Source organism: Pseudaminobacter soli (ex Li et al. 2025), assembly GCF_003012705.1.
Lineage (GTDB): Bacteria > Pseudomonadota > Alphaproteobacteria > Rhizobiales > Rhizobiaceae > Pseudaminobacter > Pseudaminobacter soli.
Window position 1 is genome coordinate 322,728 of record NZ_PXYL01000005.1, and the last position, 14,663, is coordinate 337,390.

14 protein-coding genes are annotated in these 14,663 nt (G+C 64.1%); 8 read left to right on the forward strand and 6 right to left on the reverse strand.

Features of this window, described 5'->3' with window-relative positions:
• Window positions 1-16: 16 nt before the first annotated feature.
• The 3 genes from C7I85_RS13110 to C7I85_RS13120 all read left to right on the forward strand — a co-directional run bounded on the left by C7I85_RS13110 (window position 17) and on the right by C7I85_RS13120 (window position 3,552).
• On the forward strand, window positions 17-472 hold the full coding sequence (locus C7I85_RS13110; protein WP_428832855.1) for a MaoC family dehydratase: 456 nt from the start codon (window positions 17-19) through the stop codon (window positions 470-472).
• Window positions 469-1,503 carry a phosphotransferase gene (locus C7I85_RS13115; protein WP_106724433.1) on the forward strand — a complete coding sequence of 345 codons (1,035 nt, stop codon included), beginning with the start codon at window positions 469-471 and terminating at the stop codon, window positions 1,501-1,503. The genes C7I85_RS13110 and C7I85_RS13115 overlap by 4 nt, the downstream gene beginning before the upstream one ends.
• A 162-nt stretch (window positions 1,504-1,665) precedes the next feature.
• Window positions 1,666-3,552 (forward strand): MFS transporter, encoded by a 1,887-nt coding sequence (locus tag C7I85_RS13120; protein WP_106724434.1) that lies wholly within the window; start codon window positions 1,666-1,668, stop codon window positions 3,550-3,552.
• Window positions 3,553-3,662: 110 nt separating this feature from the next.
• On the opposite strand, the gene C7I85_RS13125 is transcribed toward C7I85_RS13120, so the two are convergent.
• The 5 genes from C7I85_RS13125 to C7I85_RS13145 all read right to left on the reverse strand — a co-directional run bounded on the left by C7I85_RS13125 (window position 3,663) and on the right by C7I85_RS13145 (window position 9,256).
• Window positions 3,663-3,815 (reverse strand): hypothetical protein, encoded by a 153-nt coding sequence (locus tag C7I85_RS13125; RefSeq protein ID WP_342587305.1) that lies wholly within the window; start codon window positions 3,813-3,815, stop codon window positions 3,663-3,665.
• A gap of 175 nt (window positions 3,816-3,990) precedes the next feature.
• Window positions 3,991-4,554 (reverse strand): sarcosine oxidase subunit gamma, encoded by a 564-nt coding sequence (locus C7I85_RS13130; RefSeq protein ID WP_106724436.1) that lies wholly within the window; start codon window positions 4,552-4,554, stop codon window positions 3,991-3,993.
• Window positions 4,547-7,540, reverse strand: coding sequence for a sarcosine oxidase subunit alpha (locus C7I85_RS13135; protein ID WP_106724437.1), 2,994 nt, complete (start codon window positions 7,538-7,540; stop codon window positions 4,547-4,549). Before C7I85_RS13135 ends, C7I85_RS13130 begins: the two co-directional genes overlap by 8 nt.
• Entirely contained in the window at window positions 7,540-7,929 is a 390-nt protein-coding gene (locus C7I85_RS13140; RefSeq protein ID WP_106724438.1) for a sarcosine oxidase subunit delta, read from the reverse strand. Before C7I85_RS13140 ends, C7I85_RS13135 begins: the two co-directional genes overlap by 1 nt.
• A gap of 73 nt (window positions 7,930-8,002) precedes the next feature.
• On the reverse strand, window positions 8,003-9,256 hold the full coding sequence (locus tag C7I85_RS13145) for a sarcosine oxidase subunit beta (RefSeq protein ID WP_106724439.1): 1,254 nt from the start codon (window positions 9,254-9,256) through the stop codon (window positions 8,003-8,005).
• A 399-nt stretch (window positions 9,257-9,655) separates the two neighbouring features.
• Here C7I85_RS13145 and rpsU point away from each other — a divergent pair, with 399 nt between their 5' ends.
• The 5 genes from rpsU (at window position 9,656) to C7I85_RS13170 (ending at window position 13,804) form a co-directional block, all read left to right on the forward strand.
• Window positions 9,656-9,904: a 30S ribosomal protein S21 gene (rpsU, locus tag C7I85_RS13150; RefSeq protein ID WP_106724440.1), complete on the forward strand. Its 249-nt coding sequence runs from the start codon at window positions 9,656-9,658 to the stop codon at window positions 9,902-9,904.
• Between the two features lie 152 nt (window positions 9,905-10,056).
• The gene (locus C7I85_RS13155; RefSeq protein ID WP_106724441.1) at window positions 10,057-10,899 is read left to right on the forward strand and encodes a tetratricopeptide repeat protein; all 843 of its coding nucleotides are present in this window, start codon (window positions 10,057-10,059) and stop codon (window positions 10,897-10,899) included.
• A 174-nt stretch (window positions 10,900-11,073) separates the two neighbouring features.
• The gene (locus C7I85_RS13160; RefSeq protein WP_181257164.1) at window positions 11,074-11,565 is read left to right on the forward strand and encodes a DUF992 domain-containing protein; all 492 of its coding nucleotides are present in this window, start codon (window positions 11,074-11,076) and stop codon (window positions 11,563-11,565) included.
• A gap of 164 nt (window positions 11,566-11,729) precedes the next feature.
• A complete protein-coding gene (locus tag C7I85_RS13165) occupies window positions 11,730-12,380 on the forward strand; it encodes a helix-turn-helix transcriptional regulator (protein ID WP_181257165.1) in 651 nt (216 codons plus the stop codon).
• On the forward strand, window positions 12,377-13,804 hold the full coding sequence (locus C7I85_RS13170) for an MFS transporter (RefSeq protein WP_106724442.1): 1,428 nt from the start codon (window positions 12,377-12,379) through the stop codon (window positions 13,802-13,804). Before C7I85_RS13165 ends, C7I85_RS13170 begins: the two co-directional genes overlap by 4 nt.
• A gap of 21 nt (window positions 13,805-13,825) precedes the next feature.
• Here C7I85_RS13170 and C7I85_RS13175 read toward each other — a convergent pair whose 3' ends face one another.
• Window positions 13,826-14,662 (reverse strand): amino acid ABC transporter permease, encoded by an 837-nt coding sequence (locus C7I85_RS13175; RefSeq protein ID WP_210203039.1) that lies wholly within the window; start codon window positions 14,660-14,662, stop codon window positions 13,826-13,828.
• Between the last annotated feature and the right edge of the window lies 1 nt (window position 14,663).

The window sequence follows — 14,663 nt, forward strand, 5'->3', positions numbered from 1 at the left end:
AACCATTGACCAGCTTCTGTCCGGCGTCGGCACCGAGGTCGGCGTTTCGCCCTGGCGCGTCGTCACCCAGAAGATGATCGACCAGTTCGCCGATGCGACCGACGATCATCAGTTCATCCATTGCGATCCCGAGCGCGCAGCTGCCGAAACACCCTTCGGCGGCACCATCGCGCATGGCTTCCTGACGCTGTCGCTGCTGTCGACCATGGCTTACGAGACGGTGCCGCCGCTGGAAGGCGGCGACATGGGCATCAACCACGGCTTCGAGAACATCAAGTTCGTCGCGCCGGTGAAGACGGGTTCGCGCATCCGCACCCGCTTCTTCCTTGCCGATGTGAAGGTGCGCCCATCCGGCTGGATCCAGATCACCCATGACGTGACGATCGAGCTCGAGAACTCGATAAAGCCGGCGCTGACCGCGCGCTGGCTGACGCTGATGTTCGTCGAGCCCTCAAAGATGGGGTCTGAATGAGCGATCCCAACCTTCTCGATGCCGAGGCGCTTGCGCTCTATCTGGAGGCTGAAATCCCCGGATTTCACGGTCTCCAGGCAATCGAGAAGTTTGGTGCCGGTCAGTCCAACCCCACCTACTTTATGAAGGCGCAAAGCGGCCGCTACGTCCTGCGCGCCAAGCCGCCGGGCCACTTGCTCAAGTCGGCGCATCAGGTGGATCGCGAATACCGCGTCATGCGGGCGCTCGCAGGCAGCGCGGTGCCGGTGCCGAAGGTGCTGCACCTGTCGGGCGAGGAATCGCCCATCGGCCGCATGTTCTACGTCATGGAGTTCGTCGAGGGCCGCATCTTCTGGGATCCGGCACTGCCTGAAATTGCCTCCAACGCCGAACGCGCCGCGATCTACGATGCGATGAACGCAACGCTCGCGGCCCTTCACGACATCGATGTCGAACCGGTCGGACTCGGCGATTTCGGCAGGCCCGGCAGCTATTTCGAACGCCAGCTCGCCCGCTGGACCACCCAGTACCGGGCCTCGGAAACCGAAACCATCACCGAGATGAACACACTGATCGGCTGGCTGGAGCGGAACATGCCGGCCGACGACGGGGCGCACGCGCTGGTGCATGGCGACTACCGTCTCGACAACATGATCTTCGCGCCAGACGAGCCGAAGGTGGTGGCCGTGCTCGACTGGGAGCTCTCGACGCTCGGTCACCCCTTCGCCGACATCGCCTATCAGTGCATGCAATGGCGCCTGCCGCATGCTTCGGGCTTCCGTGGGCTGGGAGGCATCGACCGCGCCGCCCTTGGCCTGCCGAGCGAGGAGGCCTATGTCGTCGCCTATTGCCGTCGTCGCGGACTCACCGGCATTCCCGGCTGGACCTTCTGCCTCGCGTTTTCCTTCTTCCGCCTCGCCGCCATCTGCCAGGGCGTCTACAGGCGCGCGCTCGACGGCAACGCCTCCAATCCGCAAAAGGCGAGGACGTACGGCGAGGCAGTAACGCTCCTGTCGCAGCTTGCCGTTGCGCTGATCGACGAGGCTGCCTGAGGCGCAAACCGCTTTGCCGGCATTATACTAAGGTCATAAAACCAAAGGATTGATGGTTCTCTCCAAACGTAAGCGTAAAATTAACGCTACCGAAATGGGCCGGCTGAGGGCGCAATACTTGCGTGTCGGCGGCTGCGGTGAAACGTTTGGGAGGACAAACACATGACAATTGCAGCAAGCGCCGGCTCGGCGCCACGCAGCATGACCCGGGAGGAAAAGAAGGTCATCTTCGCCTCCTCGCTGGGCACCGTCTTCGAATGGTATGACTTCTATCTCTACGGTTCGCTGGCGGCCTTCATCGGCGCGGCGTTCTTCAGCGAATATCCGGAAGCCACGCGCAACATCTTCGTGCTTTTGGCGTTTGCCGCCGGCTTCCTGGTACGTCCCTTCGGCGCGCTGGTGTTCGGCCGCATCGGCGACCTCGTCGGCCGCAAATACACTTTCCTCGTCACCATCCTCATCATGGGTTCGTCCACCTTCCTGGTCGGCCTGCTGCCCGGCTCGGCGTCCATCGGCATCGCCGCCCCGATCATCCTGATCGTGTTGCGCATGCTGCAAGGCCTTGCGCTGGGTGGTGAATATGGCGGTGCCGCCACCTATGTGGCCGAGCATGCGCCCAACGACCGCCGCGGCTTCTACACCTCGTGGATCCAGACCACGGCCACGCTCGGCCTGTTCCTGTCGCTGGTCGTCATTCTGGTCGTCCAGAGCTGGCTCGGCGCCGACGCCTTCAAGGCATGGGGCTGGCGCGTGCCCTTCCTGATCTCGGTGCTGCTGCTCGGCATCTCGGTTTGGATTCGACTGACCCTGAACGAGTCGCCGGCCTTCAAGAAGATGAAGGAAGAGGGCAAGGGCTCCAAGGCACCGCTGAAGGAAGCCTTCGGCCAGTGGAAGAACGCCAGGATCGCGCTGCTGGCGCTGCTCGGCCTTACCGCCGGCCAGGCCGTGGTGTGGTATTCGGGCCAGTTCTACGCGCTGTTCTTCTTGCAGAACGTGCTGAAGGTCGACGCCTATTCGGTCAACGTCATGATCGCGACCGCCCTGGCCATCGGCTCCATCTTCTTCGTGGTCTTCGGCTGGCTGTCCGACAAGATCGGCCGCAAGCCGATCATCATGCTGGGCCTTGCGCTCGCTGTCGTGACCTACTTCCCGCTGTTCAAGGCGCTGACCTGGGCCGCCAATCCGGCGCTGGCAACCGCCCAGCAGAACGTCCGCGCAACGGTGACCGCAGCGCCCGGCGACTGCAGGTTCCAGTTCAACCCGACCGGAACGGCGAAGTTCACCACGTCCTGCGATATCGCGACCGCGTTCCTGACCAACAACTCAGTGCCCTATGACATCGTGGCGACTGCCGCGCCCGGCACCCCGGCAACGGTGAAGATCGGTGACGAGACCACCGAATCCTTCGATGCCATCGCCGCGGGCGACCAGGCCAAGGCCAAGCAGGCGGCCTTCGCCAAGTCGGTCAACATCGCGCTGCACGACGCCGGCTATCCGCTGGTCCGCGAGGCTTCGAAGGTTCCCGACGTCAAGCTCGATGCCTTCGTCGCCGCCAATCCCGAACTGAAGCTCGATGCGGCCACGATCCGCGCCGGCGAAAAGACCATGGTTCCGGTGGCCGACCTGATCGCCAGCAAGGCAATCACTGCGGAAGAAGCAGGCAGCGCGACCGAAATGCCGGTCTATACCATCGCCAGCAGCGGCGCCTTCAAGATGATCGCCGATCCCGCTGCGGTGAACTGGCCGCTGACGATCCTCATCCTGTTCATCCTCGTGCTCTACGTCACGATGGTGTACGGGCCAATCGCGGCGATCCTGGTGGAGATGTTCCCCACCCGCATCCGCTACACCGGCATGTCGCTGCCCTACCACATCGGCAACGGCTGGTTCGGCGGCCTGCTGCCTGCAACGGTGTTCGCGATGAGCGCTTTCAAGGGCGATATCTACTATGGCCTCTGGTACCCGATCGTGATCGCGGCGATGTCGCTGATCATCGGCATGATCTTCATCCGGGATACCAAGGGCGTCGATCTCAACGCGATCAAGTAAGTCTTCCCGAGCAAGGCCGAAAGCGAAAACCCCGGCGGTCCAACCTGCCGGGGTTTTTCTGTTTCACGCTGTCTCTGGCGGCGCATGTCCGAAACGCCAAACCGCTTCGTCTAATGCTTGCGCTTCTTCGGGCCGCCGGGAATGCTGCTCGAAATGATCGAAATCGGATCGCTGGCCGGAAAAGTATCCTCGAGACCTTCTTGGAGCTGTTCTTCCTTGCTCTTCTTCGCTCGCAAGCGCTGCTCGCGCTCGAGCGAGCGCACGGCAGGCGATTTCTTCGCGCCGTGGCTCGGATGCTGAACTGATGATCTGGGCATAAGTTCTACCTCGATTTCCCTCAGGCAAACGCCAGCGTTCCATCGAAGGTTCCGAAACGAAAAGCCCGCCCCGCTTCGAAAAGAGGAGCGGGCTGCATTGCCTCGCGAATGCCTTGCGGTTCTAGGCCGCCGCGTCAGTCGCCGCCTGGGCCAGGAAGGTGAAGACGTAATCCGAGAACGAGCGCCAGCACTCGACCCGGAACGCATCTTCCGCCGTGCGCAGCAGCAGGATTTCGGACTTGCCCAGAATGGTGCGCGAGCAGGCGCCAACCGGGAATGCCGCCAGCGACAGGTCCTGCGGGCAACCGGAATTGATGCAGGCCGCAGCCGCCGGGCCGGTCACCGAGATGGCGACGTTGCGGTGCGAGATGCCAACGGCCGAGTGCAACTGTTTCACGCCAGCGCAATCGGCCAGCGGATCATTGCCTTTCTCGTCGATGACCATCCATTCATCCGGGCCGAGCCGCAGCGCGGTGCGGCCGTCCTTGGTGGCGGAGGTCTTCGCCTTCTGCGGCAGCGTCACGCCCAGCGCCTTGGAAAGCGCTGCGATAGATGCTTCCGGCGCGCGCAGCGAGATGCGCTCGGCGGGCGCGAGCACGGCGAGCTTGACGCCTTTCGCGGAAAAGTCGCGGCCAGCCTGGGCCGGCGCGCGCGCCGCGGTGATGGTGGTTGCAGCCTTAGCCATTGAGGCGCTCTCCCTTCTCGTCGAAGAACACGGTGCCGGTCACTTCCACTTCGATGGTGCGGTCGGGCATCGGCACATACAGCGTCTGGCCCACGCGGTCGCGTCCGCCGGCCACCAGTCCCAGCGCAATCGAGCGGCCGCAATTCTCCGACCAGTAGCTGGAGGTGACGTGGCCGATCATCTTCATCGGGATCGGCTGCTTCGGATCGGCGACGATCTGTGCGCCCTCCTCCAGCACCTCCTTCGGGTCCTTGGTCTTGAGGCCGACGAGCTGCCTCCGGCCCTTGGCGATCAGGTCCGGACGCATCATGCCGCGAATGCCGACGAAGTCGGTCTTCTTCTTGCCCACTGCCCAGTCGAGCCCGGCGTCGTTGCAGGTGACGGTACCGTCAGTGTCCTGGCCGACGATGATGTAGCCCTTCTCGGCGCGCAGCACGTGCATCGCCTCGGTGCCGTAGGCGCAGGCGCCGTGCTTCTGACCCTCGGCCCACAGCGCTTCCCACACCGCCTGGCCGTAATCGGCCGGGACGTTGACTTCGAAGCCGCGATCGCCGGTAAACGACATGCGGAAGAGCCTGGTCGGCACGCCGCAGATCTTGCCTTCGCGCACCGACATATGCGGCATCGCCTCGTCCGACAGGTCGATGCCCTCGACCAGCGGCTCGATGATCTTGCGCGAGTTCGGGCCCTGCACGGCAATCACCGCCCACTGTTCGGACACCGAGGTCAGCCAGGCATTGAGATGCGGGAACTCGGTCTGCAGATAGTCTTCCATATGGTTCATGACGCGGGCGGCGCCGCCCGTCGTCGTCGTCACATGGAAACGGTCAGCGGCCAGGCGTCCAACCACGCCGTCGTCATAGATGAAACCGTCTTCGCGCAGCATGATGCCATAGCGGCAGCGGCCGGGCTCCAGCTTCTCCCACGGATTGGTGTAGAGCAGTTCCATGAACTTGGCCGCATCCGGGCCGACCACCTCGATCTTGCCGAGGGTGGAGGCATCGAACAGACCGGCCGACTTGCGAACCGTCACGCATTCGCGGTTGACGGCCGCGTGCATGTCTTCGCCCGCCCTCGGGAAATACCAAGCGCGCTTCCACTGGCCGACATCCTCGAACACTGCGCCATGCGCCTCGGCCCAGCCATGCATGGCCGTCTTGCGGGTCGGGTCGAACAGAGCGCCGCGGCCATGGTTGACGATCGAGCCGAAAGTCACCGGCGTATAGGGCGCACGGAAGGTGGTGAGGCCCACCTGCGGAATCGGCTTGTCCAGCGTCTCGGCGGCGATCGCCAGGCCGTGCATGTTGGACGTCTTGCCCTGGTCGGTCGCCATGCCGTTGGTGGTGAAGCGCTTGACGTGCTCGATGGAGCGCATGCCCTCGCGCACGGCCAGACGAATGTCCTTGGCGGTCACGTCGTTCTGGAAGTCGACGAAAGCCTTTACGGTCGTGTCCGGGCCGGCGCCGGGGCCAGCGCCCAGCATGCCGCGCGACCAGCTTTCGCTCGCCTCGACCTTGGGCTTTGCACCCTTGCCGGCCTTGACGCCCGCTTCCTTGGCGGCCTTCGCGCCGGCCGCATAGGCTTCCTCAACGCTGGCCGAGAGGCCGTCGGTGCCATTGCAGGCGCCGACCGACACGCAGTCTTGCGCATAGGCGCCGGGCAGGAACCGCTTGGTCTCCTCGTCAAAAGCCACCTTGCCGCGCGACTGCGAGAACAGATGCACGGAAGGCGTCCAGCCAGCCGACATCAAGAGCGCGTCGACCGGAATGGTGCGCTCGCCGCCGCCGTTCTTGGGCTGGATGGTCATGGACGAGATGCGCAGGCGGCCGGCGGTGCGGATGACCGCGCGGCCGTGATTGATCTCGATGTTGAGCGCGCGCGCCTGTTCGACCAGCTCGCCCGACGGGTTGTCGCGCAGGTCGACGATTGCCGCGATGTTGACGCCGGCCTTCTTGAGGTCGATCGCCGCCGCATAGGCGCTGTCGTTGGCGGTGTAGACGCCGACATTTTTGCCGACGGCGACGCCGTAGTGGTTGAGATAGGTGCGTGCGGCCGAGGCCAGCATCACGCCCGGCCGGTCGTTATCGGCAAACACCATGTGGCGCTCGATGGCGCCGGAGGCCAGCACCACGCGCTTGGCGCGCACCTGCCAGAGGCGCTCGCGCGGCAGGTCGCGGTCGGGGCTTGCCACATGGTCGGTCACGCGCTCGACGAGACCGACGAAGTTCTGCGCGTAGTAGCCGAAGGCGGTCGTGCGCGACAGCAGGCGCACATTGTCCATGGCCGCAAGCTTGGCCACGGTTGCCTGCGCCCAGCTCCAGCCATCGGCGCCGTCGATCACAGCACCTGCTTCGAAGCGCAGTGCGCCACCGAATTCGGCCTGCTCGTCGGCGAGGATCACGCGCGCGCCGGTTTCAGCCGCAGCAAGCGCCGCCGCGATGCCGGCGGCACCGCCGCCCAGCACCAGCACGTCGCAGTGTTCGTAGCGCGCGGAATAGTGGTCGGAATCCGGCTGGTCCGGCGCCACGCCAAGGCCCGCCGCTTCGCGGATCTTCGGCTCGTAAAAGTTCTTCCAGGCCGCCTTCGGCCACATGAAAGTCTTGTAGTAGAAGCCAGCCGAGAACATGGGCGAGGCAAGGTCGTTCACCGCGCCGACGTCGAAGGACAGCGACGGCCAGCGGTTCTGCGAATTCGCCTTCAGCCCGTCATAGAGCTCCTGAACGGTCGCGCGGACGTTCGGCGTCTTGCGGGTGGCGTCGCGCTCGACGCCGACCAGCGCGTTCGGCTCCTCGGCGCCTGCCGAGAGAATGCCGCGCGGGCGGTGATACTTGAACGAGCGGCCGACCAGATGAACGCCATTGGCGAGCAGTGCCGAAGCAAGCGTGTCGCCCTCAAGGCCGGTCAGCTGCTGGCCGTCGAAGGTGAAGCGCAGAGTCTTTGCCGGGGTCAGTCGGCCCTGGCCTGCAATGCGGTGCGTGGCGGCCATCACGCGTCTCCCTTCTGTGCGGCGCGCTTGGCGGCCGGCTTCTTGGTTTTGTCTTCCTGCGGGTCGACCTCGGCGGCCACGGCCGCCGGCTTGTCGGTCTTCATGATCTTGGCCAGGTCAGGCTTGGGCTCGCCAGCCTTGTAGGTCATCACGAACTTGTCGCTGACGGTGTCGCGCACCGCATTGAAGAAGCGCGCGCAGCCATGGATGTGGCGCCAGCGCTCGAAAATGATGCCCTTGGGATTTGAGCGGATGAAGAAGAACTTTTCGAAGTCCTCGTCGCTCTCGGCGGCAATGTTGGTCGAGCGTGCGATATGCGCCTCGCCGGCATTGCGGAACTCGAGTTCCGGACGCTCTTCCTCGCAATAGGGGCAGCGGATGAGAAGCATTTTTGTCCCTTCCTCAGAGCATGATCCCGAAAAATGGAAACCGGTTTTCGGAAAAGATCATGCTCAAACAAAATCAGTGAGCCACGGCGGCGGCGGCCGCTTCGTCGATCAGGCGGCCGGTGCGGAAGCGCTCCAGCGTGAACGGCGCGTTGATCGGGTGCGGCTCGTCGCGCGCGATGGTGTGGGCAAATACGTGGCCCGAGCCCGGCGTCGCCTTGAAGCCGCCCGTGCCCCAGCCGCAATTGACATAGAGCCCCTGCACCGGCGTCTTGGCCAGGATCGGCGAGCGGTCCGGCGTGACGTCGACGATGCCGCCCCACGAACGCAGCATCTTCATGCGCGTGAACATGGGGAACATCTCGCAGATGGCGTCGAGCGTGTGGTTGAGGATATGGAGCCCACCAGTCTGCGAATAGGAAATATACTGGTCGGTGCCGGCGCCGATGACCAGCTCGCCCTTGTCGGACTGCGAGATATAGGCATGCACCGTGTTCGACATCACCACGCAGGGGAACACCGGCTTGACCGGCTCGGACACCAGCGCCTGCAGCGGATAGCTTTCCAGCGGCATGCGCACATCGGCCATGCCCATCACCACCGAGGAATGGCCGGCCGCAACCACGCCGATCTTCTTGGCGCCGATGAAGCCGCGCGAGGTCTCGACGCCGGTGACGGCACCGTTCGGCGCGCGGCGAATGCCGGTGACTTCGCAGTTCTGGATGATGTGCACGCCGCGCGCCGAAGCGCCGCGCGCATAGCCCCAGGCCACCGCGTCGTGGCGAGCCGTGCCGCCGCGCCGCTGCAGCGCAGCACCCACGACCGGATAGCGCGCATCCTTGGAGATATTGAGCGGCGGGCAGTATTCCTTGGCCTGCTCCGGCGTCAGCCATTCATTGTCGACGCCGTTCAGTCGGTTGGCATGGATGTGGCGCTTGAACACCTGCACGTCGTGCACATTGTGGGCCAGCATCATCACGCCGCGCGCCGAATACATGACGTTGTAGTTGAGGTCCTGGCTGAGACCGTCCCACAGTTTCACGGCGTGGTCGTAGATGCCCGCGCTCTCGTCATAGAGATAGTTGGAGCGGATGATGGTGGTGTTGCGGCCGGTGTTGCCGCCGCCCAGCCAGCCCTTTTCCAGCACCGCGACATTGGTGATGCCATGTTCCTTGGCAAGGTAGTAGGCAGTGGCCAGGCCATGGCCGCCGGCGCCGATGATGATGACGTCGTATTCAGCCTTCGGCTCGGGCGAGGACCATTGTTCCTCCCAGCCCTTGTGGCCGCGCATGGCTTCGCGGGCGATGGCAAATACCGAATATTTCCGCATGGGCTTTGGCCTCGTGGATGCCGGAAGAAGTCGTGCCTGATTCAGACGGGCGAGGTGTACCACTAGCGAAAAGCCAGGACCAGCTTTGCGCTGTTTGCGACGGCGCTTGCCGCTTTGCGCCAGCAGGTCTGCGACATTAGGCCTGCCAGTCCTCTCCCCCGATTCCATCGCAGCGATTTCAGGTTGACCTCCACCCTGAAGGGATCATAGTGGTTGCGACGACTGGTTTGATCACACTCGTGCTTTTCCAGCGGGTTTTCAGGGCTTTTGTCCAATCCCCTCTCGACAGCGCCCCTTGATTCTGCTATCAGCCGCCCCAATTCGCGGTGGTGAGCACTGCGAAAGCAGTAGCCTTTCGCCCCGCATTAACGAATTCGAACCGGAAAGACAGGATCGCCCGTGCAGGTACTCGTCCGCGACAACAACGTTGATCAGGCGCTTCGCGCCCTCAAGAAGAAGATGCAGCGTGAAGGTATCTTCCGTGAAATGAAGATGCGCGGCCACTATGAGAAGCCTTCGGAGAAGCGTGCTCGCGAGAAGGCTGAGGCCGTTCGCCGCGCTCGCAAGCTGGCCCGCAAGCGCGCCCAGCGTGAAGGCCTGCTGCCGATGACGCCGCGTCCGGCCGCTGCGGCTCGTCCGGCGCGTTAATCTCGCCAAGTTTTCGTCCTTTTCCGAGGATAGCGGAAGGTGGGGTGACACGCAGTCACCGCCACCTTTTTGTTTTGTTCGGGAAATGAGCTTTATGCTGCCGCTGGGCGCGAACGTGATGTTCCAGCGGAATGGGAAGGGATTAAGCAGCGATGGAAGCAGTGACCGGGGACCGCAGGAACATTTGGCGCGGCCCAGCCATGATCGCGACGATGCTTTCGGGCCTGGCGCTTGCCGCCTGTCAATCGGGGCCGGCCGGCGAAATCAGCAGCATCGACACCGCACAGGGATCGAGCGGAAACATCTCGTCGCTATCGTCGGTGATCGCGCGCAACCCGCAGGATCCGGAAGCCTACAATGTGCGCGGCTCGGCCTATGGTCGCGGCGGCAAATATCGTGAGGCGCTGAAGGATTTCGACACGGCCATCCAGCTTCGCCCGGATTTCTACCAGGCCTATGCCAACCGCGCGCTGATCCAGCGTTCGCTCGGCGACCAGAACGCAGCACTTGCCGACTACAGCAAGGCGCTGCAGATCAATTCGAACTATGACACAGCCTATATCGGCCGCGGCAATCTCTACCGCAAGGCCGGGCGCGTCCAGGAAGCCTTCAACGACTTCCAGCGGGCCATCCAACTCGACACCACCGACCCGCGCGCCTACCACAATCGCGGCCTGATCTATCAGCTGCAGGGTCAGCACGCCTATGCCATCGAAGACTTCTCGAAGGCGATCTCGCTGGCACCGGACGCCGCCGAACCCTACAACGGACGCGGCCTCTCCTATCTCGCCATGAAGGACGAGGACAACGCCTTCGCCGATTTCAACATGGCCATCAAGCTCGACGGCAACATCGCCGAAAGCTGGGCCAACCAGGCGCTGATCTACGAGCGCCGCGGCGACAAGGCCAAGGCCGCCCGCTCCTACGCCCAGGCTGCCAGGCTCGACCCGAACTACAAGCCGGCAACCGAAGGCCTGGCGCGCACACGCGGCTAACCTCTTCCCTAGCTTCACCCTTGACGAACACCCGGCAGCCTCTGCCGGGTGTTTTCGTTTGCGACGAATTTTGCGGCGGGAACCTTGCAGGCCGTTGCCGGGTTATCCCCGCAATCGGCGCTATTTGCCGGGGTTTTGTTATTAGCGATTTTCACAAGCGAAGGGATCAAATCGATGAAAGCCCCCCTCATTGCGGCGGCAATGCTTGCCGCCTCCGTGACCGCATCGACTTTTACCACCCAGGCGCATGCCAACGGCTTCAGGGTCGGCACGCTCACCTGCGCGATCGGCGGCGGCGCGAGCTTCATCATAGGCTCGAGCAAGGCGGTCGCCTGCACCTTCCAGAGCATCGACAGCAGCTTTCCGCTGGAGACCTACCATGGCCGTATCGACAAGCTCGGCATCGATGTCGGCCTGACGGACTACGGCAAGCTGGTATGGTGCGTCATCGCCCCGACATGGGACGCCTATCTGCCCGGGCGGCTGGCCGGCTGGTATGTGGGCGCCAATGCCGAGGCGACCGCCGGCCTAGGCGTGGGCGCCAATCTGCTCGTCGGCGGACTTTGGAACACCTTTGCCCTGCAACCACTGAGCGTGCAGGGCCAAAGCGGGGTCAACGCGGCGGCAACGGCCGCCAAGCTGGAACTGGTCAGCGACATCCAGTAACCCATATCCGGCGATATGGCGGCCGGCATAGCGAGCCGGCCGCCATGCGCTTTATCCCTCTCTGCACCAGTGACGCCGGATCGCTTGATCCAGCATCGTCCATCCATTGCCCGCAATGTCCATCTGATTTAAAAACCAAATGGTTTCTTAATTGAGTGGACGTCATGCCAGACATCAGTCCGAGTGAAGACCGCATCCTGCGGCTTCTGAAATTCCGCGGCGACCAGACGACGGCGGCTATCGCCATCCACCTCGACATCACAGCACCAGGCGCGCGCAAGCATCTCAACGGCCTGCTCGAAAACGGTCTCGTCGCCTTCGAGGACCGAGCCGGCCGCGTCGGCCGGCCCGAGCGCTACTGGCGGCTGACCGATGAGGCGCAAAAGCGCTTTCCCGACAGCCATGCCGTCCTCACCGTCGAGATGCTGGATTCGGTGCGCGGCCTGTTCGGCGAGGATGGGCTCGACCGGCTGATCGGCGAGCGCGAGCGCCAGATGCTGCGCCGCTACGATGCCGCACTTGCAGGTCTGCACGGCATAGGCGAGCGCGTGGCGGCGCTGGCCGAAATCCGCTCGCAGGAAGGCTATCTCGCCGAAGCCGAGCAACTGCCGGGCGGTGCCTGGCTGCTTGCGGAAAACCATTGCCCGATCTGCGCGGCAGCCAGCAGCTGCCGCAATTTCTGCCGCTCCGAGCTTGCCCTCTTCCGGCAGGTGCTGGGCGACGACGTCAGCGTCGAACGCATCGATTACATCCTCGAAGGCGCGCGCCGCTGCGCCTATCGCATCCAGCCCGCCTCGGAGGGGCACCACGCATGAGCACTGAAAAGACCCAGGTCGACTGGCGGGCATTGTGGGCCAGCGGCGACCTTGCCCGCTTCGTCTTCATCTCGCTTGGCATTCTGCTGCACGCCACCAACGAGACCATGGTGGCGACCGTCATGCCGGCCATGGTCGGCGAACTCTCTGGCGTCGAGCTCGTCGGCTGGTCGCTCGCGATCTACGAGATCGGCGCCATCGTGGCGGGTGCTGCCGCCGGGCGCCTGGTCACCTATGTGCCGCTGCGCACCAACATGGTGGTCGCGGCACTGCTTTACGCAACCGGCGCCGTCGTCTGTGCCTTGGCGCCTTCCATGCCCGTGTTCCTGACCGGCCGGCTGATCGAGGGTCTCGGCGGCGGTGCGCTGGTGTCGCTGGCCTTCGTTTCGGTCGAGCGGCTGTTTCCGCGCAACATCTGGCCGCAGCTTTTTGGCGTCATGTCGGCGGTCTGGGGCGTCGCCGCCTTCAGCGGCCCCATGCTCGGTGCAGTGATCGCCCAGCTGCTTTCCTGGCGTTGGGCCTTCGGCATATTCTTCTTCGGCGGCGGCGGCATGGCGCTGGCCTGCTTTGCGGTGCTGCGCGGCCCTGCGGCGACGCGCCGTCAGGCCGCCACCGGCACGCTGCCGCCCTTCCCCTTCGTAGCGCTCGCCACGCTGGCGGCCAGCGTGGTGCTGATCGCGCTCGCCGGCGTGCGCATCGAATTGCTACGCTCGTCCGTGCTGCTCGTCCTGGGCCTTGCCGGGCTCGGCCTGTTCTTCGCTCTCGATGCGCGCAAGCCCCTGTCGCGGCTCTTCCCTTCACGCCCCTTCGACTGGCACACGCCCGTCGGCAGCGGGATGATCATGGTGGCCGCCTTCTCGATCGCGACCTGTTCCTTCACGGTCTACGGCCCTCTGCTGCTCACCAGCCTGCACGGCATCTCGCTGCTCACCAGCGGCTACATCATCGCCGCCGAGTCGATCGCCTGGTCCATCCTGTCGATCGCCGTCGCCAACGCACCCGTGCATCGCGAGAAGACAATCATCGTGACGGGCGCAGCCATGATCGCCGCCGGCGTCGCGGGCTTCGCCTACGCGGTGCCGTCGGGCTCCATCCCGCTGATCCTGTTCTGCGCCCTGTTGCAAGGCGGAGGTTTCGGCATGGCCTGGCCGTTCGTCACGCGCGTCATCGTCGCTGCCGCAAAGCCTGCGGAAAGCACCGTCGCCTCCTCGGCCGTGCCGACCATGCAGCGCATCGGCTATGCGGTGGGCGCCGCTTCCAGCGGCATCATCGCCAATGCCGCCGGCTTTGCCGAGGGATTGTCAGGCGATACCGCGCGGCATGTGGCGAGCTGGCTTTTCATCGCCTTCGTGCCGTTGACGCTGATCGGCGTGAGCGCGGCGGTCCGCCTGATCAGGCGGCCGGGAGCACCGGCCGTCGCTTGACGGCCGGGCAAAGGTCAAAGGTCAGCGCTTGTAGCCCTTGCCGTAATGCGCCTCGAGCCTGGCCTGCACCATTTCGAACATGAAGGACAGGATCCAGTAGATCAGCGCCGCCGTCGTCAGCATCTCGATATAGCGATAGCTGGCGCGGCCGAAGGACTGGGCGAGGAACATGATCTCCCACACGCCCATCACCGAGATCAGGGACGAATCCTTCAGCATGGCTATGAACTGCGAGCCCGTAGGCGGGATGACGATGCGCATCGCCTGCGGCAACACGATCTTCCACATGATCTGCAGCCGATGCAGGCCGAGCGAAGCGCCCGCCTCACGCTGCCCCAGCGGCACCGACAGGATGCCCGAGCGGAAAATCTCACTGAGATAGGCGCCATAGTTCAGCGACAGCGCAATGATGCCCGACGGAATCGCAGCGGGCACCGGCCCGATCTGCGGCAGGCCGAGATAGATCAGGAAGATCTGCACCAGGAGCGGCGTGCCGCGGAAGAACGACGTGTAGAAGGTCGACAGACCGTAGAACACGGCGCTATTCGACAGCCGCGCCAAGGACGACAGAAGCCCGAGCACGATCGACGCCGCTATGGCGAAGAAGCACACGAACAGTGTCAGCGCCGCGCCCTGGATAAAACCGTCCTTGGTCAGCTTGAAGCCGGCGACTGCCGGGAACTTGTCGACGATGAAGGGAAAATCGAGACCGAAGCTCAGGAAGAACAGCACGAACAGCGCTAACAGCACCGCCCAGACGCCAGCCACCCTGAGCTGAAAGAACCGGCCTCGCTTGTCGGTGACCTTGGGCGGGAGAAGCGTCCCGCCCTCGGTTGCCTCGATTGTCTCGCTTGCCACC